The following is a 20,818-nucleotide window of genomic DNA, read 5'->3' on the forward strand; positions in this document are numbered from 1 at the left end:
GTCACACCCGTCAACCCCGTCTCGGACACCGCCGTAACCCCGTCGTCAGACACCCCCTTGGAGACTTGCATGACGAGTACGAACCGTGCGATCACTCTCACCCTCGACGCCGGTGACGTCGATCTGAGCTTCACCGTCGACGAGCGGGGCAAGGGGCACCCCTTCCTGCTCCTGCACGGCGGTGGCGGTCCGCAGACCGTCACGGGGTTCGCGGGGCTCCTGGCCGGGCAGCGGCCGGCGCGGGTCATCACCCCCGTCCACCCCGGTTTCGGCGGCACCGCCCGGCCCGACTGGCTGACCGACGTGCCCACGCTCGCCCAGGTCTACGGACGGCTGCTGGAGGAACTCGGCCTGGAGGACGTCACCGTCGTCGGCAACTCCATAGGCGGCTGGATCGCCGCCGAGATCGCCCTGCTCGGCGGCGACCGGATCGGCGGGGTCGTCCTCGTCAACGCCGTCGGCATCCAGGTCCCCGGCCACCCGGTCGCCGATCCCTTCGCCCTGACGCCCGCCGAGCTGTCCGCTCTCTCCTTCCACGACGCCGACAGGTTCCGCATCGACCCGAGCACGTTCTCCGCCGAGCAGCGTGCCACCGCGGCCGCCAACCGGGCCGCGCTGCAGGTCTATTCGGGTCCGCACGCCATGGCCGACCCCACGCTGCGCGAGCGCCTGGCCAAGGTCACGGTCCCCGTCCTCGTCGCGTGGGGCGAGAGCGACCAGGTCGCCGACACCGAGTACGGACGTGCGTACGCCGCCGCCGTCCCCGGCGCCGAGTTCGAGATCCTTCCCCGCACCGGTCACATGCCCCAGATCGAGACCCCCGGGCAACTCCTCACCACGGTCTGGGACTTCGCCGAAGCCCACACCAACCACCGGCCGGCCCGCTGACCCGGAGATGTGGCTTCCGGACGCGGCTGCAACGACCGCCGTACGGCCCTGCAGCCGGCCTGTTCAGATCGGTCGGTGGCGTCGGCGGACTCCCGCCTGCTCTGCGAGGTGGCCGGTGCCGCCGAGGACGATCACCTGAAAGGCCGCACGGACGTAGGCGGTCACGAAGCGGGAGATCCTGCGGGTGCTGCGCATGGTGGGTCGCCTTCCTGCTCGAATCCGGGGGCTGGTCCTTCAAGGGGTGCTGAGCCGTCACCACTGGACGGCGTCGTCCATCGACTGCTGCCAGTACGTGACCTTGAGCGAGTCGTCGACGTAGACGCCCTTCGCGGGCAGCGAGGGGTGAGCGCTCGTGCCGACGCTCTCGTTGCCGGAACGGCCGTGGAAACTGACCGTCAGGGAGTTCACGGTGTGGCCGTTCGTGCCGCTGCCGTCCGTGGCGGACAGGTTCACGGAGGCATAGCCGGACTCGCCCGGCCCGAGCGCGACGACCGCCTGCGGCTGCGATGCCTCGATGACCGGGGGCACCGCCTGCGCCTCGCCGAAGCGGACGGCCGGGTAGCCGTAGAGATAGCAGGGGACGCTGCCGGTGTTGGTCACGGTGAGCAGCATGTGGTTCACCGGGCGGTTCAGTGGGGCCGCGACCGTCCTGGTGTTGGCGCCCTCGCAGGTGACCGGCTTGCCGGAGGGGACGCGCGCCTTCGACGCAGACGCGCCCGCGGCGGGCCGTGCCGTGCCGGTGGTGCCCCCGGCCTGCGGGGAGGAGGAGCCGGCGCCGGAAGAACCGGAAGAAGGGGCGGCGGAAGAAGGCGCGGTGGTGGGGGAGTTCGGCGTCGCGGTGGCCGGCGTCGGGGCGTCCGACGCGTGGACGCCTGTTCCGTCCTCGCACGCGGTCAGGGAGAGCGCGGCGAGAACGGCGGTCGCGGCGGCGGCGACGAGACGGGCGCGGGTGGTGCGGAGGCTGGACATGCGGGCTTGCCCCTTCGGTGTTCGGGTGCGGTGATGATTGGATGGCCGAAGCTTGTGAGGTGATCCGTCCCGGCCGCCACGCACAGCGGGCAGTTGGGGATGCTGGAACACCGAAACAGGCTGTGACCAGGGGGAACGCGGTGCGCCTGGAACGCACGGCTGGAACACGAGGGGACGGGGAACGGGGTGTCGGGGACGACTGGGGCCGGGGGGACGGAGGCGTTCGCCCGGCTGCTGCGGGAGCTCAAGGACCGCTCGGGGCTCAGCTACGGGGCGCTTGCCCAGCGGATGCACATGAGCACGTCGACGCTGCACCGCTACTGCAACGGCACGGCGGTGCCCGTCGAGTACGCACCCGTGGAGCGCCTCGCGCGGGTCTGCCGGGCGACCCCGCAGGAGCTGGTGGAACTGCACCGGCGCTGGATCCTGGCCGACGCGGCACGAACGCGAGGAAACAAGGGGCCGGGAAGCGGGGGGACGGGAGGCAAGGGAGCGGACAAGGGCGCGGGGACGGATGCGGCTCAGCAAGCCGGCTCCGCCGGTTCCGCTGATGCCGGTTCCGACGATGCCCTTGACGCCGTGGAGGCCGCAGAGAGCGACGGCGAGAACAGTGGGCCGGTCGTCGTCGACGTGCCCCGCACGCTCGCGCCGCCGCAGCGTCCCCGCCCTCCCCGTGGTCGCCGTACCGTACTGGTCGCCTGCGTCGCGGCGGCCGCCGTGCTGGGAGCCGTCGTGTTCACCGTGCGCCCGATGCTCGGTGGCGGGAACGGCACCGAGGATCAGCAGGCGGCCGGTGCCCCCGCCAGGGCCACCGGCACGGCGGGCGCCGGGAAGGCGTCCGCCTCGCCGTCCCCGAGCGTGAAGGGACACAAGCCGTCCGCATCGGCCTCCGCCTCCGCCACCGCGTCCGAGGGGGCGGCCGAGCCGGGTACGGCCCAGGGCGGCAGGCAGGGCGGGGCCCGGCGCGCCGACGGCGGGGCCACCGGAGCCGTACCGCTCACCGTCGGCATCCGTCCCTACGTCTACGACGACCCGTGCAGCCAGCACTTCCTCGTCGACAGCGAACCCGGGCAGGTCGGCCCGCCGGCGCCGAACGAGCAGGACGCCCCGCGCTGGGCCGCCGCGTACGGGGCGGTGTCCTCGGGCGAACAGCGGGTCGCCCTCACCGTCCAGGGCACCGGCGAGGAGACCGTGGTCCTGGAGGCGTTGCACGTGCGCGTCCTCTCCAAGGGCGCGCCGCTCGCCTGGAACGACTACTCGATGGGCGTCGGCTGCGGCGGCGGTGTCGACACCAAGTCGTTCGACATCGACCTCGACAACGGCAGCCCCACGGTCACCGTCAAGAACGGCCAGCGCGACTTCCCGTACAAGGTCAGCGAGTCCGACCCGGAGGTCTTCTACGTCACCGCCCACACCAAGGCGCACGACGTGCGGTGGGACCTCACCCTCGACTGGTCCAGCGGCGGCCGCCACGGCACCGTCCACATCGACGACAAGGGCACCCCGTTCCACACCAGCGCCGACGTGAACCGCCCGGGGTACGACTACCCGCTGGGCGGCAGCGAGTGGATCAGAAGGGACGGCTGACGAGATCGGCCCGCCGCCGATTTTCGCCGCATCCCGTCGTGAAACGCCAGGTCAGCGGACCGGCGCGGTGGCTGCCGTGTGGATCTGTGCCGACGGCCACACCAAACGGGTCGCAGATGGGCTCATACTGAGTCATGACAAAGCCTGCTGCGCCCAAGCGTCACCTGCCCACGAGCCCCTTCAAGGCCCCGGTAGCACCGGTTCCCAAGCACTTCGTCGTGGGCGACCAGGTCACGCACGACGTGTACGGCCTCGGCCGCGTGATCGGCATGGAGGAGGGCGTCGCGGCGCTCGTGGACTTCGGCTCGGCGCAGATGCGGATCCTGAGCCCCTACGCCAAGATGACCAAGCTGTAGGACCGCCGTGTCCGGTCGGGACACGCCCAGGACCCCTTCGGGTACCTGACACGAAAGAGAGCCCCCCATCGAAGTGACGTCACTGTTCTCCGCGCTGGAAGAGCAGCCCCGCTCTTCCGCCGCGGCATCGCCGCGCCCGGCGACCAACCCCTTCCAGGCCCCCGACTTCGTCCCTGACTCCGGGTACGGCGAGACCTCGCCGCTCGCGGGCTCGCAGGAGTCCGGCTCGAGCCTGCGTGCGGCACAGGCCGAGGCAGCCCGGCGGGCGGACCGCAACGGCTGAACGGCACCGTCGTCCCCGCGGCGTTCACCGGCCGGGGCCGCGAAAATCTGACTCCGCCGCGACAGAAATACCCACCGCGGCGGAACAGGAATTACCGGACGCCAACCGCAACGCATCGCCGTTTCCGTTCGGCCTGTGTTAGCGTGGCGGCAGTTGCAGTTTTGGTTGCCAGAGATTTTTTTCTTTGCAGAGCTTTCCGGAACCTTCCGGAGGGGTGATCATCGCGGCGACTCGGCTCCGCAGAGTGCGGGTCCGGCACTGCCCCCCAAGGGAGATTCATTATGGCATCTGGCACCGTGAAGTGGTTCAACGCGGAAAAGGGCTTCGGCTTCATCGAGCAGGACGGCGGCGGCGCTGACGTGTTCGCCCACTACTCGAACATCATCAGCAACGGTGGCTTCCGCGAGCTTCAGGAAGGCCAGAAGGTGAGCTTCGACGTCACGCAGGGCCAGAAGGGCCCGCAGGCCGAGAACATCGTTCCCGCCTGACGCCGACGCGAAATCCGTCGCGAGCCGGCGGCTCGCGCATCATGTGGTCGGGGCCCGCACTCTTGGGGTGCGGGCCCCCACTCATTCACTCTGCCCGTTTCCCGGATTCCCCGGACCACGGACAGCTACGGGCCGGCACGAAAAGGCCCGCCCTTCACTTTTTCTTCGGCTCATTCTTGCGAATCCGCATGCGGTCCTGCACCGCCGGACGGAATTCCTCGATACGCCGCATCGAGGAAGGTTCCTCCATGAACCGCACCCGCCGTACCGGCGGCACGTCCAATGGCTCCCGCGCGGAGGGAAGGCCCGCCCGTTCGGCGGGCTCCGCTCCCGGCAGCCGCTTCCGTTCGCAGGGGGCGGGCCGCCAGGGCTCTCGTCCGGGCGCCGGTCGCAAGACCGGCCAGGGCGCGCGCCCCGCCGCGCGCCGACAGGAGTTCGCCCTGCCGGTCACCCTCACCGAGCCGCTGCCGGCGGTGCGGACGTTCGCCGAACTCGACATGCCCGCACGGCTGTCGGCCGCCCTCGTCGCCGAGGGCGTGACCGTGCCGTTCCCGATCCAGGCGGCCACGCTGCCGAACGCGCTGGCGGGCCGGGACGTCCTGGGCCGGGGCCGTACCGGCTCGGGCAAGACGCTCGCCTTCGGACTGCCGGTGCTGGCGCGTCTGGACGGGCGGCGGGCCCAGCCCCGGCAGCCGCTCGCCCTCGTCCTCGTACCGACCCGTGAGCTGGCCCAGCAGGTCACCGACGCGCTCGCCCCGTACGCCCGCGCCCTGCGCCTGCGGCTCGCCACCGTCGTGGGCGGCGTGTCGATCGGCCGCCAGGTGAACGTGCTGCGCGCCGGCGCGGAGGTCGTCGTCGCGACGCCCGGCCGCCTGCGGGACCTGATCGAACGCGGCGCCTGCCTGCTGGACCAGGTCGCCGTCACCGTCCTCGACGAGGCCGACCAGATGGCCGACATGGGCTTCATGCCCCAGGTGACCGCGCTGCTCGACCAAGTCCCCGCCGGCGGCCAGCGGTTGCTGTTCTCGGCCACCCTGGACCGCAACATCGACCTCCTGGTACGCCGCTACCTGCACGACCCCGTCGTGCACTCGGTCGACCCGTCCGCCGGCGCCGTCACCACGATGGAGCACCATCTGCTGCACGTGCACGACGACGACAAGCACACCGCCGCGACCGAGATCGCCGCCCGCGACGGACGCGTGCTGATGTTCCTGGACACCAAGCACGCGGCGGACCGGCTGGCCAGGCACCTGCTGTCCGTCGGCGTGCGCGCGGCGGCCCTGCACGGCGGCAAGTCCCAGCCGCAGCGCAACCGGACGCTCGCCCAGTTCAAGGACGGCCAGGTCACGGTGCTGGTCGCCACCAACGTCGCCGCCCGCGGCATCCACGTCGACGGCCTCGACCTCGTCGTGAACGTCGACCCGCCCGGCGACCACAAGGACTACCTGCACCGCGGCGGCCGTACCGCGCGCGCCGGCGAGTCCGGCACGGTCGTCACGCTCGTGCTGCCGCACCAGCGGCGCGCGGTGGACCGCCTGATGGCCGACGCCGGCATCACCGCGCGCACCGCCCGGGTCCGCCCGGGCGAGGCCGAACTGCAGCGCATCACCGGCGCCCGCACCCCCTCGGGCGTGCCCGTGGCCCTCGCCGTACCGGCCGACGCCCGTCGCGAGGGCACGGGATCCGCAGGACGGCAGCGCAGGGGCCGGGCCGCCGCGGCTCGGTCCCGCCGGCCCGCACGCAGGAACCCGTAACCGCACCCGGGGGCGCGCCCTTGGGGGCGGAGCGGGCCGCCGCTCCCCTGGGCCTCCTCGCACCCGCCCCTGACCGTCATCCAGCCGCTTCGCCCGCCGGCTCCGTTCGCCCGCTCCACCCGGACGCGGTGGTGCCGTCGGTCCTTCCGGCGTCTTTCCCCACCCTGTGGAGGCATCCATGCGCTGTGTCATCGCCCGTTTCCCGTTCGACCTGACCAAAGGCGAGGTCGAACAGTCCATGAGCGGCATCGCGCCCGAACCCGTCACCGGCGTGTCCGTGACCATCGGGCGTCGCCTGTACCCCGTGATGCAGGTCGGGGAAGTGATCACCCGGCAGAACCGCCGGGACTTCACCGTGGCCGAGATGCGCCGGGCGCTGACCCGGCTGGGCTTCACCTGCCACGAGGCGCCCCCGGTCGCCCCGGCCCCGCACACGCGAGCCGACGAGGACGCGCTCGGCTGGTGACGCTCCCGGCCGGGGACCTCTCGAGGGCGACCGCAGATGATGCGTCGTCCTCGGGTTGGAACCCCGGAGATGTGGCACCCGGCCGGTGGCGGGCCGGACACGAACCGCGTCCCGCAGGGCCGACGGTTCGGCCATGAGCCGCGAGCCGCGCGAGGCCGGTACGGCCCGCTCCCCCGGTTGTCGCCGCGAGGCTGCCCGGCGACAACCGGGCGCGTCAGCTGCTCCCTCCCGCTGACACCCTTCGCCCGCGCTCGGCTTGCCGCCCGACGGCGTTCTCGGCGGAGCGGGGCAGGCGGGTGAGGGGCTCAACCAGTCGTCGGTGCGCCGGAGAAGGGGCGTCAGTCCTGGCCGCGGACGACGGCGACGGGGCAGTGTGCGTGGTGCAGCAGGGCCTGGCTGACCGAGCCGAGCAGCAGGCCGGTGAAGCCGCCGCGGCCACGTGCGCCGGCCACCACCAGCTGTGCGTCGCGACTCGCCTCGATCAGGGCCGGGCGGATCCGGGAACACACCAGGCGCCGCTCCACCGCGACCCGGGGCCACCGTGCCTGCCAGGGGGCGAGGGTCTCGTCCAGCAGCCGCTGCTCCTCCTCGCGGAGCGCCTCGATGTCGATCACCAGGCTCAGCGGGTCGCCGCGCCCCTCGTGGGCCCGTTCGCTGCGGGTGTTCCACACGTGCACGGCCAGCAGACCCGCACCGCGCACCGCCGCTTCGGCGAAGGCGAACTCGACCGCGCGTTCGCCCGCCGGGGAGCCGTCCACCGCCAGCAGCACGCAACCGGCCGGGTCCGCACGGCCCCGCACCACCAGCACCGGACAACGGCCGTGGGCGGCCAGATGCACGGCGGTGGAACCGAGCAGCAGGCTGCCGAAGGCGCCCAGCCCGCGGCTGCCCACCACGACGAGCGAGGCGGTGCGGGACTCCCTCTCCAGCACCATCACCGGCTCGCCGGCGGTGATCTCGCGTGTGATGTCCACCTGGGGTGCGATCGCGCGGGCCCGCTGTTCCGCCTCGGCCAGCGTGCCGTCCGCCAGCTCGCGCAGTCCCGCCGCGGCGGGACTCCACGGCGGCCCACCGGGCGGCGGGTGGATCGACGGCCATCCGAAGGCATGCACCAGCCGCAGCCCCACTCCGCTGAGCGCCGCCTCGCGTGCAGCCGTCTCGACCGCCTGCAGGCCGGCCGGTGAGCCGTCGACTCCCACCACTACCGGTTTGGCCATACCGCGCCTCCTCGCCGGCCGGCTGGACGGCCGCCGTCCCGGCTCCCGTCCATCGTCCGCCACCGCGTCGCGCGGCGCATCGGATGTCAGGCGCGGTACGAACACGCGTCTCCCCCGGCGACGGCGCCGAGGGCGGCCTGCGTGGAAATCTGTCACGGCGAGCCCACATCCGCGGACCCGGCGGCGTTAGGGTTGCCGGACGGGGCAGTGGGTGCCGACTCTGCGCAGCCGGGGACCGCGCCCGCCCGGGCCCCTCGCCGTGTCCCCCAAGTGAAGGTGTCATGCCCGCTGAGAACGCCACCGGCGCCGGCAACCTCGACGACGACGACTTCCCCGCCTACACCATGGGACGGGCGGCGGACGTCCTCGGCATCACGCCCGCCTTCCTGCGGGCCGTGGGCGACGCCGGGCTGATCACGCCGCTGCGTTCGGAGGGCGGCCACCGCCGGTACTCCCGCCGCCAGCTGCGCATCGCCGCCCGCGCCCGCGAACTGGTCGACCAGGGCACCCCCGTCGAGGCCGCGTGCCGCATCGTCTCGCTCGAGGACCAGCTCGAGGACGCCCATCGCCTGAACCGCGAAATGCGCCGGAAGCTGGACGGGCGCGACCCGGATACCTAGTCCGGCGAGTGGAGAATTGCTGGCTGCGGCACGCGAGGATTACGGCTGCTGAAAAACGCTCCGGAAATCACACGGGCGCCGGGACCCGACCTGTGTTAGCGTGATAGCAGTTGCAGTTTTGGTTACCAGTACTGAATGCCGAGAATTTTTTTCTTTGCAGAGCTTTCCGGATTCTTCCGGAGGGGTGATCATCGCGGCGACTCGACTCCGTGAAGTGCGGAGTCCGGCACTGCCCCCCAAGGGAGATTCAATATGGCATCTGGCACCGTGAAGTGGTTCAACGCGGAAAAGGGCTTCGGCTTCATCGAGCAGGACGGCGGCGGCGCTGACGTGTTCGCCCACTACTCGAACATCGCCACGAGCGGCTTCCGCGAGCTTCAGGAAGGCCAGAAGGTGACCTTCGACGTCACGCAGGGCCAGAAGGGCCCGCAGGCCGAGAACATCGTTCCCGCCTGACGCTGACGCGAATCGTCGCGAGCCAGTGGTTCGCGCATCGTAGGGCCGGGGCCCGCACCGTCGAGGTGCGGGCCCCGGCTTTTTGTGTTCGAGGACGGCTCGAGGACGGCTTTCTTCTGCTCAGGACGGAATTCCCCCCGGCCGCGACGGGACGCGGAGGGCGAGGAGCGCGACGTCGTCCAGGCCGGGCGGCTCGGTGCGGCGCAGCAGCTGGTCGGTGAAGGACGGCAGGGGGCGGTGGGCGAGGGCGGCGGCGTGCTGGCGCAGCCGCTCCAGGCCCTCGTCGAGGGTGCGGCCGGGTGCTTCGATGAGACCGTCGGTGTAGAGCACGAGGGTGCAGCCCGGCGGCAGGACGGCGGTGGCGTCGGGGCGCGGCCTGCGCAGCCCGGTGCCCAGCAGCAGGCCGTGGCCGTCGGTGAGGTACTCGGCCAGGCCGTCCCGGGTGACGAGGAGCGGCGGCGGGTGGCCGGCGTTCGTCCAGGACAGCTCCCACCGGCCGTCGCCGGCTTGGGTGACCCGGGCCAGGACGAGGGTGGCCATCGCGACGTCGGTGATGGACGTGATCGCCTCGTCGAGGCGTTCCACGATCCGGCTGGGGGGTTCCTTCTGGGCCCAGGCGTAGGCCCGCAGGATGTTGCGCAGCTGAGCCATGCCCGCGGCGGCCTCCAGGTCGTGGCCGAGGACGTCGCCGACGACGAGCGCGGTGGCGCCGTCGGACAGGGTGAAGGCGTCGTACCAGTCGCCGCCGACCTGTGAGGCGTCGGGGGCGGGCAGATAGCGGACGGTCATCTGCAGGCCGGGCACCGGCGGCATCTGGGGCAGCAGATGGTTCTGCATGGTCTCGGCGACGGCACGCTGGCGCTGGAAGAGGCGGGCGTTGTCCAGGGCCAGGCCGGCGCGGCGCGCGATGTCCTCGATCAGCGGAAGGTCGGCGATGGTGAAGCGCCCCTGCTGCTTGCCGCGGCCCAGCGTGAGGGCGCCCAGGACCTCGCGGGTGCTGCGAATGGGCGCGATGGCCGCGGAGTGGATGCCGGTGGCCTCGAACAGGCGGCGCTGCTCGACCGCGATGCCGGAGTCCGGGGCGCCCTGGTAGGTCTCGGGGCCGGCCAGAGCGGAGGCGACGCCCCGCAGCGCCCGGGACAGGGGCATCGAGGACTCCTCGGGCACCGGCGGCATCGGGCCTTCGAGGTCCTCGTGGTGCGTCAGGGTGTCGCCGTCCGCCTGGACCACAGCGGTGCGCCACACCTCGTCGCGCTCGGTGATCAGGTCGATGACGACCCAGTCCGCCAGGCGCGGCAGCACCAGGGCCGTCAGCCGGCGCAGGATCTCCTCCGTCTCGAGGCTGGACGTCAGCCGGGTGGTGGTCTCGGCGAGCAGGGCCAGCCGCTCGAAGTCGGTCAGCGTGGCGGCGGGGTGATCCGGGAGCGCCTCGGCGCCGGAAACCGGCTGGGGAACGTGGAAGACGACGAGTGTGCCGGGGCGGTCGTCGCCGAGGTCGTACGGCGTGATCGTCCAGGACACGGGCATCGGGGCGCCGTCGCCGCCGGCGAAGTAGTCGCCGTCCCCGTGCGCCGGGGTGCCCGCGTGGAACGCCTGCCGCATGCCGCACTGCATCGTGGGCAGCGGCTCGCCGTGCGGTCCGCGGTGCAGCAGGTCATGGGCGTCCTGCCCGAGGAGTTCGGCGGCGGGGCGGCCCAGCAGCCGCTCGGCACGGCTGTTGACGGCCACGATGCAGCCCTGCTCGTCCGTGACGTAGGCGCCGGTCCCGATGGCCTCCAGCGCGGGGTCGAGCTCGCGCGGCACCGTGTTCCCCGGTTCCGTCATGTCCTCGCCTCCTGGGGATCGGACCGGCCGCCTCGCGCGCCGCCCGTGCGTACAGAGTGTGTCTCGCGGGTCTTCCCCCACCCGTGTGCCCACTTGCCGGGGAGAGCCGGCCCCTCGGGCCGAGGTGTGCGTGGCAGGCGTCCGCCGGCCGGCCGGAGCGGGCCGTGCGCACGCCGTCGCCCGTGTCCGGCTACCTCTCCCGAGAGCCGCCTGGCGTGCGGCGTACACGCTGGGCGACGTCGCGCAGTTTGATGTTGTGGTGCTGGGAGATGCGGCGCAGCGCGTCGAAGGCGTCGTCCTCGCTCAGCCGGTGGCGTTCCATGAGGATGCCCATGGCCTCGCCTATGGCGTGCCGGGTCTCCAGGGCGTGGCTCAGCTGTTCCTCGGTGCTGGCACTGGCGAGGGCGACGGCGCAGTGGGACGCCAGCACCCAGCCGGCGGTCTCGCTCGCCTCGGTGAAGGCGCCGGGCTGCCGGGAGTACATGTTCAGGGCGCCGAAGTCCTCGCCCCGGGCGTACAGCAGGAAGCCCATCATGCTGCCCACCCCGAGCCGGCTCGCCGCCGGGGCGTACTTCGGCCATGCGGGCTGCGGCCGCGTCATGTCCATGATCCGGTAGGCCCGCTCGGCGTCCTCCCGGCGCGCCGCGTCGAAGCAGGGGCCCTGCCGGAACCGCCCCTGGAGCCGGTCGGACTCGACGGCCAGGTCGCCGCAGGCCGCGAGGGTCACCGCCTCCTGCTTGCGGAGGGCCAGCACACCGGCCGCCTCGCAGCCGTCGACGATCTCCACGGCCGCGGAGGCGATGCGGTCCAGCGTCGCCTGCACCGAGTCCTGTTCCAGCAGCTCGCGCGCGAGGATCGCCAGGCGTTCCGCGAACCTCTCCCAGTCCACCCACGCCACCCTTCTCCGTCCGGGCCGGTGGAAGTCGTCTGCCCCGTGCCTACGAACCTAGTCGGACCGGAATGACGACGCAGGTCGTGGCGGCGTGGGCGGTCAGCTGCCCGTGGGAAGAGGGGAGGCCCCTGGCGTGCTCGCCAGGGGCCTCCCCCGTTGCCCGGGTACGTCCGGGCGGCTCAGCCGGTGAACGCCGCCGTGCCGTTCGGGACGCCGAGGCCGGACGGGCCGTCGTATCCGGTGGTGCCGGTGCACAGGTACGACCCGCCGCAGCTGCCGTTGGAGCCGCTCGTCACGTCGTACAGCGCCGAGGTGTGCGCGTACGGGAAGGACGACGGATAGGAGCCGGCGGACGGGGTGCCGCCGAGCGCGTAGGTCGCCGCGATCAGCGGGGCCGAGGCGCTGGTGCCGCCGAAGACCATCCAGCCGCTGCCCTGGGCGTAGCTGTCGTACACCGCGACGCCGGTGTTGGGGTCGGCGACCGCGGAGACGTCCGCGACCGTGCGGTTGCCGCAGCCGGTGTCCTTCTGCCAGCTGGGCTTGGCGTCGTAGGAGGAGCAGCCGGAGCCGGCCCCGCTCCACACGGTGTCGGTCCAGCCCCGCGTGGTGGAGGCGGTCTTCAGGGAGGTACCGCCCACCGCCGTCACGTACTTGGAGGCCGCCGGGTACTCCACGCCGTAGCCGTTGTCACCGGAGGAGACGGTGATGGCGACGCCCGGGTGGTTGAAGTAGGTGGAGTCGTACGTCGCGTCGTTGGCGGACTCGGAGCCGCCGTAGCTGTTGGAGACGAACTTCGCACCCAGGCGGACCGCGGTGTTCACGGCCGTGCCGAGGTTGGTCATGCTCGCCGAACTGGCCTCCACCAGCAGGATCCTGCAGTTCGGGCAGGCCGCGCTGACCATGTCGAGGTCGAGTGAGATCTCCTCGGCCCAGCCGGAGTTGCCGCGCGGGTACTTGGTGCCGCCGCTCTGGTCCACCTTCGTGAAGCAGCCGTTCGCCGTGGTGCAGGCCGGAAGGCCGTACTGCGAGCGGTAGGTGGCGAGGTCGGACTCGGCGTTCGGGTCGTCGTAGGCGTCGACGATGGCCACGGTCTGGCCGGAACCGCCGGTCGCCGAGGGCAGGTTGTACGCCGACTGCAGCGAGGCGGGCCCGTAGCCGGAGGGTGCGGCGGCCGCCGTCAGGTCGCTCTCGGCGTGCGCCGAGCGCGGGGTGCCCGACGTGACCTGGAGGGCATTGCAGGCCATCTGGTCCTTCTGCGTCGGGGTCGCGCAGGCGTGCGCGACGGTGACGCCGTGGGCCGAGGTGGTCGCCTGGGCGGCCTGGCCGACCGGGGCGGCCAGGGCGAGGGCTGCCGTGGCCATGGTGGCGACGGCGGTGAGGGAAACGGTTCTGCGCAACGTACGTCCTCCACGAGTGGGGTGAACCGGGAAGAGCTGTGGGGGGTGCGCGGCGGTACGACCCCGGCACAGGGTGTGTGCCGAGGTCGCGCAGAACGTACGGATGTCGGGCCCACGTCAACAAGGTTGAAGATCGAAGGAAGAACGTTCCTTTGCCGTTGCCGGGAACTTCATGTGCCGTTGATGAGCAAGCCATGGCCGAAAGACGCCCCAACCATGGCTTGACACATCCGCTGGTGGTGGCGCAGCAGCACGTCGGCGCACTCGGCGTCGTGCGCCACGGACGGGTGGGTGCGGTCGCGCTGCCCGTCCCGGCGGTCCCTGGGCACGGCCCGCAGCAGCTGCTCGTCCAGCGGTGTCTCGGCCCGGTCCAGCAGCAGCGCCGGCCGGCCGACCCTGAGCAGCCAGCCCGGCGCGCCCGCGTACGACGCCTCGCGGTCCTCGCACAGCGCCCGGAAGAACGGTGCTTGTGAGGAAGGCAGTTGGGCGAAGGCCGCGTACGGCCCCCGGGCGCGGGGGCCGTACGCGGCGCGGATCAGGCCGGTGTCCGCACCGCCGCGGCCGGCGCCTCCTGCCGGCGTACGACGGGCCGCCGCCGGGCCGGCAGGAGGGTCGGGTGGGCGACGCCCCAGGCCGCGCCCTTGCAGACCAGCTCCTTGTAGAGGGCGGCGGTGCGGCCCGTCAGGGCGGCGCGGACGGCGCGGTCGTCGGCGGTGACGTACTGGATCAGGCCTTCCCTGCGGCCCAGCGAGATGCACTGGTTGAAGTAGCGCACCGGCACCGTGGGGACCCTGGCGCCGGTCAGGCGGGCCGCGATGGCGTCGGCGGCCTGCCAGGCGGAGGGCACGCCGGAGGCGCAGGACATCCGCAGCGGCTTGTTGCCGGGGCCCATGGCCAGGGCCGCGTCGCCGATGGCGTACACGTCCGGGTGGGAGACCGAGCGCATGGTGCGGTCGACCACGATCTGGCCGGTGCCGGCGATCTCCAGGCTCGTGGCCTTGGCGATCGGATGGACGGCGAAGCCGGTGGTCCACACGGTGACCGCCGCCGGCACGGCGCGGCCGTCGGCGGTGGTGACGCGGCCGGCCTCGACGGCGGTGACCTCGGTGTGCTCGTGCACGGTGATGCCGAGCCGGTCGAACACCTTCCGCAGGTGCCGGCGGCCCTTGGGCGAGAGCCAGTCGCCGAGGCCGGCGCGGGCGGCGAGGGCGACGTCGAGGTCCGGGCGGGCCTCGGCGATCTCGGTCGCGGCCTCCAGGCCGGTGAGACCGCCGCCGACCACGAGCACGGGCTGCCCGGCGGCCAGGCCGGCCAGCCGCTCGCGCAGCCGGAGCGCTCCGGGACGGGAGGCGATCTCGTGGGCGTGCTCGGCGACTCCCGGCACACCCTGGTCGTTCCGGCCGCTGCCGAGGGCGTACACGAGGGTGTCGTACGGCAGTTCCCGGGTGCCGTCGTCCGCGTCGAGGACGGTGACCATCCTGCGGTCCACGTCCACGCCGGTGACCCTGCCGACGGTCACGTCGACGCCGGTGCCCGCGAACATCCCGGCGAGCGGGCGGCGCGTGAGCGACTGGCCGGCCGCGAGCTGGTGCAGCCGGACGCGTTCCACGAAGTCGGGCTCGGCGTTGACGAGGGTGATGGTGACGTCCTCGGGACGCAGCCGCCTGGCGAGGCGCCCGGCGGCGGTCGCTCCGGTGTATCCGGCTCCGAGGACGACGATGCGGTGCTGCATTTCCCGGCTCCTGTCTGCTGCTGTCTTCAGCGGGCTCGCCCCTTGAACCGGGCGGCCCGCCGTTTCCTGACAGGAACCGGATGTGAAGCGGCTCACACCGCGGTCAGAACACGCGGAGCAGGGGTTCGCCGTGGTCGGCGGCCGCCCACAGCCGGGTCGCGCGCTCGAGCTTGTCGGGGTTGACCTGGTTGCGGAACGCGGCGATGCCCTCGGCGGTGATCTCCAGGCACATGACGCCGATGACCCGGCCGTCCACCACCACGACGAGGGCGGGTTCGCCGTTGGCGGTCGCGGCGAAGACCTCGGCGGTGCCGCCGACCAGGGCGCGCTTGGCCTTGCTGGGCTTGAACAGCCCCCGCATGAAGGTGGCGACCGCGCGGGCGCCCTCGAACGCCTTGGCGCGGGCCGGGACCTTGCCGCCGCCGTCGCCGATCGCGACGGCGTCCTCGGTGAGCAGCCGGACGAGCGGCTCGGTGCGGCCGCTGGTGGCGGCCGCGAGGAACTCCTCGACGATCCGCCGGGCGGCGGCCCGGTCGACCTCGGAGCGTGCCCTGCCGTCGGCGACGTGCCGCTTGGCGCGGTGGAAGATCTGCTGGCTGGCGGCCTCGGTGATGTCGAGGATCTCGGCGATCTCCCGGTGCGAGTAGGCGAAGGCCTCCCGCAGCACGTACACCGCCCGCTCGTTCGGGGACAGCCGCTCCAGCAGGGTGAGGACCGCGTACGACACCGATTCGCGCTGTTCGGCGGTGTCGGCGGGCCCGAGCATCGGGTCACCGGCGAGCAGCGGCTCGGGCAGCCACTGGCCCACGTAGGTCTCGCGCCGGGCGCGGGCCGAGGCCAGCTGGGTCAGGCACAGGTTGGTGAGCACCTTCGTCAGCCAGGCCTCGGGGACCTCGATGCACCCGGTGTCGGCGGCCTGCCAGCGCAGGAACGTCTCCTGCACGGCGTCCTCGGCCTCGCTCGCGGAGCCGAGCATCCGGTAGGCGATGGCCTCCAGCCGGGGCCTGGACGCCTCGAACCGGTCCACGTCGCTCATGCTGATGGCCATGCCCGGGATCCTAGCTGGCGGGTCCGGTCGCGTCCTCGGGGTACCGGGGGTGTCGCACCCCCTAGCGGGCGCTGTGGGCGTCGGGTGCGGGCAGGTGCTCGCCGGGGGCCACGGCGGGTTCCGGGGCCGGCCGGGCGCTGCCCCCGGTGGGGGCGGCGGGCGTCGCGGCGACGGCGGACCGTCCCGCGGACTGCGCCGGCAGGTCGCCGTCGGCGGCCCAGTACGTCGTCGTCCAGGAGCTGTCGGCGGCGATCGCCGAGGCGATGGCGGTGCGGTTGGCCTGCGGGTAGGAGGCGTTGCCGCCGAAGGTCTGCACGAACCAGACGCTCGCGGCCTCCTGGCCCAGGTAGTACGAGGCCGGTGCGGACAGCGTGGACTCGGCGGACCAGAGCATGGGCCCGTACGTGGCCGTGGCGGCGCCGCCCGCGACCGCGTTCTGCCAGGTCCAGGTGTCCTCGACGGTGGCGCCCGTCGGCGCCGTCCACCAGAAGCGGGCCAGGTTGGCGGCGACGTCCTCGTGGGTCTTGCCGCCGATCGTCCAGAAGCTCCACGCCTTGTCCAGCGTCACGTGCTCCATCGCCTGCGTGGCGTTGTAGCCGACCGTGACGAGGTTCGTGGTCTTCGGGTTCAGGGCGTTCAGGTAGTTCCTGACCGACGCGGGGACCGTCCTGCCGTTGGTCAGCAGGACGACGCCGGTGCCGTGGTAGCCGAGCGCGCCGGCGGCCGTGGAGGCGGCGATCGGGTCGTGGTAGTCGCCTCCGTCGGCGACGAAGATCCAGCTCGGGGTCGCGTTGATCTGCTTGGCGACCCGGGCCGACAGCGCCGGCAGGTCGGTGCCGTCGAGGCGCAGCGCCTTGTAGCCGAGCGCCTGCACCTGGCTCGCCACCTTGGAGCCGAGGATGCGGGTGCCGCCGTTCAGGTAGACGGTGCCGCCCTTGGGCAGGGACCGCTTGAGCTCCTTGGCGGCGGACGCGTCCAGGCCGCTGCCGGAGGTCATCAGCACCGGGCCCTGCTTCTCGGCGGCCAGCGCGATCGCCGGGGCCGAGTAGGTCGCGTTGCCCTTGTTCACCAGGACCGCGGACTTCGCGGCGAGCAGGCCCTGCACGTGCGGTGCGCCCACGGTGTCGAACGTCCAGCGGGAGGCGGCGGCGTCGATGCCGGTGGATCCGGTGCCGTAGACCCGGGTCAGGGAGTTCCTGCGCAACGGCTGCCAGGACGGCCTGGCGCCCTTGCCCGCCCCGGTGACCTGGGCCGACGTGCCGCTCGCCAGGTCGAGCAGCCGTACCGTCTGCACGTCGTCGGACCAGCCGGCGTGCGAGCTGTGCGCCTCGTAGGCGATGCGGCCGCCCGCCGGGTCCCAGGCCGGGTACAGGTGGTCGGAGGCGTCCGTGGTGACCTGCTGCACGCCGGTGCCGTCCGCGTCGGCCGTGAACAGCTGGGTCCAGCCGTCGACCTGGCGGGTGAAGACCAGCTTGGTGCCGTCCGCCGAGAAGACCGGGGCGGAGCCGGAGGCGATGACGTTCTTCAGCGCCTTGGCGGACGGGTCGTACGTCCAGATGCCCTGGCTGTCGGAGCAGCCGTTGTGGTGCCGTTCGAAGGCCAGCGTGCCCGCCGGGCTCGCCGTCGGGTGGGTGTCGCACACCGTCGACGGCTCCTGAGTGTTCGTCAGCAGCGGCTCCGGCGCCCAGGATCCGTCCGAGGGTCCGTAGGCGAGCTGGCCGCCCGTGCTGAACACCACGTACCGGCCGTCCAGCCAGAACACCGGGTCCTCGTACGACGCGCTGGAACGCATCTTGGTGGCCCAGGGCAGCGTGACGAGCGAGGTGGTGCCGGTGACCCGGCCCGTGGCCAGCTGGCTCCAGCCCGCCACCACCTTGCTGCCGTCCGGCGCCCAGTTCGGCACGTACCCGGCGTTCGGGATGTTGGGCACGGACCGCAGCCCGGACCCGTCGGCGTTGACCGTCTCCACCCCGGTGGAGCCGCCGTACAGGCCGATCCGGCCCCCGGTCACCTCAGCCTGCGCGGCCTGCGCGCCCGGTGCGGCGGCACCGAGCAGGCCGGCCGCCATCGAGACGGCCGACGTGAGCGCCGCGATACGACGGCGCGTGCGAGATCTCAACGAGAAGTCCCCCCTGCCACATGCCTGCGTGACCCCGCAGGTCACTGCTGGAAGCAGGACGGTATGTGAGGACGGACGGGGGGCGCCGGAACGGGTGTTCGAACAGTGGGTGAACAACTCCCGGGGGCCGGGGGCCGGGGGCCGTGTGCGAGGGCGTGTTCCTGCCGTCGGCGTACTCGGCTCGGCGCAGCGGACGTTACTTCCCCCGTCGGACGCGCAGGGCCGGTGCGGCGGGCCAGTCTGGCGGGGTGCCGGAGCCGGAGCTGGAGGAAGCGAAGTGAGTCGTCGACTGTCGCCGAGGGCCCGCAAGAGCTGGGTCGTCGTCCATGTGGTCGCCTCGGTCGGCTGGCTGGCGCTGATGCTCTGCCTGCTCACCCTCGGGGCGACGGCCCTGGTGACGGACGACGCCGGCACGCTGCGGACCGCGTACCGGGCGATGGGCATGCTGGGCGACGCGCTGATCGCCCCGCTGAGCCTGCTCACGCTGCTCAGCGGGGTGGTGCTGGGTCTCGGCACGCCCTGGGGGCTGTTCCGCTTCTACTGGGTCACCACCAAGTTCTGGCTGACCCTCGCGGCGACGGCGGCCTCGCTCTTCGCGCTCACCGCGCGGCTGCACGACGCGGTACACGCCGTGGACCGGCATCCGACCGGCTCGATCGCGGCCATGCACCTCGGTTATGTCCGCTACAACACCGTGATCGTGCCGGCCGTCGCACTGCTGCTGTATCTGGCGATGGTCGTGCTGTCCGTCTTCAAACCGTGGGGGCGCCGGGTCACGGCACCGGTACGGGACTTCGTGCGGCACGGCGGGGCATGAGGAGCGACGCGCCGCACCACCAGGGTCGAGCACGCAACCCACCGACGCGCCGGCGAACACGGTGAGGCACCGGCGTCGTCGGCCTCAGCTCTGGCGCGGGTCGGGCTTGAGGACGGCGAACAGGGCCTGGGCCGGGTCGGCGAGCCAGGCGACGCGGCCGACGCCGGGGATGTTCGCCGCCGGCATGACGACCGAGCCGCCGCCCGCGGCCGCCGCGGCGACCGTCGCGTCGGCGTCGGCCACCGCGAAGTACGGCACCCAGCGCGCGTCCTCCCGCTCGTCCGCCAGCGGGGCCACCCCGCCGAAGGAGCCCTCCTGCTGGTCGCCCTCCGCGATGCTGAGCACCTGGTACGTCATGCCCGGCCCCTGCATCTCCTGGGTACGCCAGCCGAACAGCCCCTGGTAGAAGCCGATGGCCGCCTGCGGGTCGCGGACGTGCAGCTCCACCCACACCAGGGCGCCCTCCTGCGACGCCCGCTGCAGTCCCCGCCCGGACTGCAGCACCGCGAACTGGGCGCCCTGCGGGTCCGTGAACTGGGCGAACGTGGCCTCGCCCATGCTCATCGGCGCGGTGCGCACCGTGCCGCCGGCATCGGTCACGGCCCGCGCCGTGGCCTGGGCGTCGTCGGTGCGGAAGTACGTCATCCAGGCGGATCCGGCCCCCGGTTCGGTCAGCGGGCCGAGCCCGGCGACGGTGCCGCCGTCCCTGCGGAAGAAGCCGTAACCGCCGCCCTCCGGCCCCGCGGAGGCGAACTCCCAGCCGAGGACGGCGCCGTAGAAGGCGGCGGCCGCCCGGGTGTCGGGGCTGCCGAGGTCGATCCACTCGGGCGATCCGGTGCGGAACTCTGTACCGAGCATGCGTCTCCTCCTGCCGGTCCGGTGCGCACGCCGCCCGCCACTATGCCGACGGCGACGCCCGGGCACGGCCGGGACACGGGCAAAGAACCCCAGGAATCTGCGCAGGAGTGCCACACGGGCTGCACACAGCCTTTCGAAAGGCTCGTTACCGTGACGGACGCCCGCTGCCCCTTGACCTCAGGAAGACCACAGATGGACTACTGCTCCTCGTGCCGCCGGCACCTCAATGGCGCCCTGGTCTGCCCGGGGTGCGGTGCCTACGCCCCGGACATAGCCCCGCCCCGCACCACCGCCCCCCTCACCGGCGGACCCGCCCCGGCGCCGCCCGCCGACGACTGGTTCACCACCGGACACCCGGCCGGAGCCCCCGGCTCGGACACCGACGCCGCGGCCGACGTCACGGACGCCCCGCCCGCTCCCCAGGGCCGCGCCGCTCGCCGTCGGCAGCTGGCGCGCTGGAAGAAGAACCAGCGCCGGGCCGTGGTGGCGACGGCCGTCGCGCTCGTCGGCGGCGGGATCACGCTCGCCTCGCTGGACCGCGGCAGCGGCGACAAGGCGCAGGCGGCCACCGCGCCGGACCACCGCGGCATGAGCCTCACCGACGAGCCGTCCGCCGCGCCCAGCCGGCCGGCGCCGACGCCCGCCTCGCCCGCCGCCGGCCACCGGCACACCCCGGCCACGCCGACGGCGCACACGCCCGCCGCCGGCGTCCCCCGGCAGCAGTCCGCCGCACCGGCGCCCCGCACGGTCCAGTCCGCCGGCCGGCCGCACACCGCCGCGGCGGCCCCCCAGCAGGCCGCCTCCGCCTCACCGGCCACCCCGGCCGTCCCGCGGCAGCGCGGCACCACGACGTCGTCATCCGGAACGGGCACAGGCACGGGTACGGCCACGGACACCGGCACGAGCAAGACCTCCTCCGGTACGGCAGGCCAGCCGGCCTCCGGCACCGGCGGCGGCACCTCCGCGTCCTCCCCGTCCACATCGTCCCCGTCGCAGACCTCCTCCTCCGGCCAGCTCTGCCTGGTCCTCCTCTGCGTGGGCTGA

At 73.0% G+C, this 20,818-nt stretch carries 22 protein-coding genes; 12 read left to right on the forward strand and 10 right to left on the reverse strand.

Annotated features, from left to right (window positions below; translation table 11 throughout):
- The first annotated feature begins 69 nt into the window (after positions 1 to 69).
- A complete protein-coding gene (locus tag OG956_RS16765) occupies positions 70 to 888 on the forward strand; it encodes an alpha/beta fold hydrolase (RefSeq protein ID WP_330338781.1) in 819 nt (272 codons plus the stop codon).
- A 63-nt stretch (positions 889 to 951) separates the two neighbouring features.
- Here OG956_RS16765 and OG956_RS16770 read toward each other — a convergent pair whose 3' ends face one another.
- Positions 952 to 1,083: a hypothetical protein gene (locus OG956_RS16770; protein ID WP_330338782.1), complete on the reverse strand. Its 132-nt coding sequence runs from the start codon at positions 1,081 to 1,083 to the stop codon at positions 952 to 954.
- Positions 1,084 to 1,140: 57 nt separating this feature from the next.
- Positions 1,141 to 1,857, reverse strand: a complete 717-nt coding sequence (locus tag OG956_RS16775) for a DUF4232 domain-containing protein (RefSeq protein ID WP_330338783.1) — start codon at positions 1,855 to 1,857, stop codon at positions 1,141 to 1,143.
- A gap of 186 nt (positions 1,858 to 2,043) precedes the next feature.
- On the opposite strand from OG956_RS16775, the gene OG956_RS16780 reads away from it, so the two are divergent.
- From OG956_RS16780 to OG956_RS16805, 6 genes are all read left to right on the forward strand, one after another.
- Positions 2,044 to 3,444 (forward strand): helix-turn-helix domain-containing protein, encoded by a 1,401-nt coding sequence (locus OG956_RS16780; protein ID WP_330338784.1) that lies wholly within the window; start codon positions 2,044 to 2,046, stop codon positions 3,442 to 3,444.
- A 134-nt stretch (positions 3,445 to 3,578) separates the two neighbouring features.
- The gene (locus OG956_RS16785; protein ID WP_330338785.1) at positions 3,579 to 3,800 is read left to right on the forward strand and encodes a hypothetical protein; all 222 of its coding nucleotides are present in this window, start codon (positions 3,579 to 3,581) and stop codon (positions 3,798 to 3,800) included.
- Positions 3,801 to 3,873: 73 nt separating this feature from the next.
- Positions 3,874 to 4,083, forward strand: a complete 210-nt coding sequence (locus tag OG956_RS16790) for a hypothetical protein (protein ID WP_330338786.1) — start codon at positions 3,874 to 3,876, stop codon at positions 4,081 to 4,083.
- 281 nt (positions 4,084 to 4,364) lie between these two features.
- Positions 4,365 to 4,571 (forward strand): cold-shock protein, encoded by a 207-nt coding sequence (locus OG956_RS16795; protein WP_067116135.1) that lies wholly within the window; start codon positions 4,365 to 4,367, stop codon positions 4,569 to 4,571.
- Between the two features lie 248 nt (positions 4,572 to 4,819).
- Positions 4,820 to 6,328, forward strand: coding sequence for a DEAD/DEAH box helicase (locus tag OG956_RS16800; RefSeq protein ID WP_330338787.1), 1,509 nt, complete (start codon positions 4,820 to 4,822; stop codon positions 6,326 to 6,328).
- A gap of 178 nt (positions 6,329 to 6,506) precedes the next feature.
- Positions 6,507 to 6,794 carry an SCO5918 family protein gene (locus OG956_RS16805; protein ID WP_330338788.1) on the forward strand — a complete coding sequence of 96 codons (288 nt, stop codon included), beginning with the start codon at positions 6,507 to 6,509 and terminating at the stop codon, positions 6,792 to 6,794.
- A gap of 338 nt (positions 6,795 to 7,132) precedes the next feature.
- Here the strand turns inward: OG956_RS16805 and OG956_RS16810 are convergent, their stop codons facing one another.
- The gene (locus OG956_RS16810; RefSeq protein ID WP_330338789.1) at positions 7,133 to 8,011 is read right to left on the reverse strand and encodes a universal stress protein; all 879 of its coding nucleotides are present in this window, start codon (positions 8,009 to 8,011) and stop codon (positions 7,133 to 7,135) included.
- A gap of 281 nt (positions 8,012 to 8,292) precedes the next feature.
- Between OG956_RS16810 and OG956_RS16815 the strand changes: the two genes are divergently transcribed.
- A complete protein-coding gene (locus tag OG956_RS16815) occupies positions 8,293 to 8,631 on the forward strand; it encodes a MerR family transcriptional regulator (protein WP_330338790.1) in 339 nt (112 codons plus the stop codon).
- Between the two features lie 252 nt (positions 8,632 to 8,883).
- Entirely contained in the window at positions 8,884 to 9,087 is a 204-nt protein-coding gene (locus OG956_RS16820; RefSeq protein WP_007383480.1) for a cold-shock protein, read from the forward strand.
- A gap of 120 nt (positions 9,088 to 9,207) precedes the next feature.
- On the opposite strand, the gene OG956_RS16825 is transcribed toward OG956_RS16820, so the two are convergent.
- The 3 genes from OG956_RS16825 to OG956_RS16835 all read right to left on the reverse strand — a co-directional run bounded on the left by OG956_RS16825 (position 9,208) and on the right by OG956_RS16835 (position 13,200).
- Positions 9,208 to 10,911 (reverse strand): SpoIIE family protein phosphatase, encoded by a 1,704-nt coding sequence (locus tag OG956_RS16825; protein WP_330338791.1) that lies wholly within the window; start codon positions 10,909 to 10,911, stop codon positions 9,208 to 9,210.
- 190 nt (positions 10,912 to 11,101) lie between these two features.
- Positions 11,102 to 11,800: a GAF and ANTAR domain-containing protein gene (locus OG956_RS16830; RefSeq protein ID WP_330338792.1), complete on the reverse strand. Its 699-nt coding sequence runs from the start codon at positions 11,798 to 11,800 to the stop codon at positions 11,102 to 11,104.
- 182 nt (positions 11,801 to 11,982) lie between these two features.
- Positions 11,983 to 13,200 (reverse strand): S53 family peptidase, encoded by a 1,218-nt coding sequence (locus OG956_RS16835; protein WP_443065567.1) that lies wholly within the window; start codon positions 13,198 to 13,200, stop codon positions 11,983 to 11,985.
- Between the two features lie 194 nt (positions 13,201 to 13,394).
- On the opposite strand from OG956_RS16835, the gene OG956_RS16840 reads away from it, so the two are divergent.
- Positions 13,395 to 13,673, forward strand: coding sequence for a hypothetical protein (locus OG956_RS16840; protein WP_330338793.1), 279 nt, complete (start codon positions 13,395 to 13,397; stop codon positions 13,671 to 13,673).
- A 62-nt stretch (positions 13,674 to 13,735) separates the two neighbouring features.
- On the opposite strand, the gene OG956_RS16845 is transcribed toward OG956_RS16840, so the two are convergent.
- The 3 genes from OG956_RS16845 to OG956_RS16855 all read right to left on the reverse strand — a co-directional run bounded on the left by OG956_RS16845 (position 13,736) and on the right by OG956_RS16855 (position 18,099).
- Positions 13,736 to 14,932, reverse strand: a complete 1,197-nt coding sequence (locus OG956_RS16845; protein ID WP_330338794.1) for an NAD(P)/FAD-dependent oxidoreductase — start codon at positions 14,930 to 14,932, stop codon at positions 13,736 to 13,738.
- A 103-nt stretch (positions 14,933 to 15,035) separates the two neighbouring features.
- The gene (locus OG956_RS16850) at positions 15,036 to 15,980 is read right to left on the reverse strand and encodes an RNA polymerase sigma-70 factor (protein ID WP_330338795.1); all 945 of its coding nucleotides are present in this window, start codon (positions 15,978 to 15,980) and stop codon (positions 15,036 to 15,038) included.
- A 61-nt stretch (positions 15,981 to 16,041) separates the two neighbouring features.
- Positions 16,042 to 18,099, reverse strand: a complete 2,058-nt coding sequence (locus OG956_RS16855; protein ID WP_330338796.1) for a cell wall-binding repeat-containing protein — start codon at positions 18,097 to 18,099, stop codon at positions 16,042 to 16,044.
- Positions 18,100 to 18,376: 277 nt separating this feature from the next.
- Here OG956_RS16855 and OG956_RS16860 point away from each other — a divergent pair, with 277 nt between their 5' ends.
- Positions 18,377 to 18,916 (forward strand): DUF2269 domain-containing protein, encoded by a 540-nt coding sequence (locus OG956_RS16860; RefSeq protein WP_330338797.1) that lies wholly within the window; start codon positions 18,377 to 18,379, stop codon positions 18,914 to 18,916.
- Between the two features lie 84 nt (positions 18,917 to 19,000).
- Here the strand turns inward: OG956_RS16860 and OG956_RS16865 are convergent, their stop codons facing one another.
- Positions 19,001 to 19,774: a VOC family protein gene (locus tag OG956_RS16865; RefSeq protein WP_330338798.1), complete on the reverse strand. Its 774-nt coding sequence runs from the start codon at positions 19,772 to 19,774 to the stop codon at positions 19,001 to 19,003.
- Between the two features lie 192 nt (positions 19,775 to 19,966).
- On the opposite strand from OG956_RS16865, the gene OG956_RS16870 reads away from it, so the two are divergent.
- Positions 19,967 to 20,818 carry an SCO2400 family protein gene (locus OG956_RS16870; protein WP_330338799.1) on the forward strand — a complete coding sequence of 284 codons (852 nt, stop codon included), beginning with the start codon at positions 19,967 to 19,969 and terminating at the stop codon, positions 20,816 to 20,818.

The sequence above is a fragment of the Streptomyces sp. NBC_00557 genome (assembly GCF_036345995.1).
Taxonomy (GTDB): domain Bacteria; phylum Actinomycetota; class Actinomycetes; order Streptomycetales; family Streptomycetaceae; genus Streptomyces.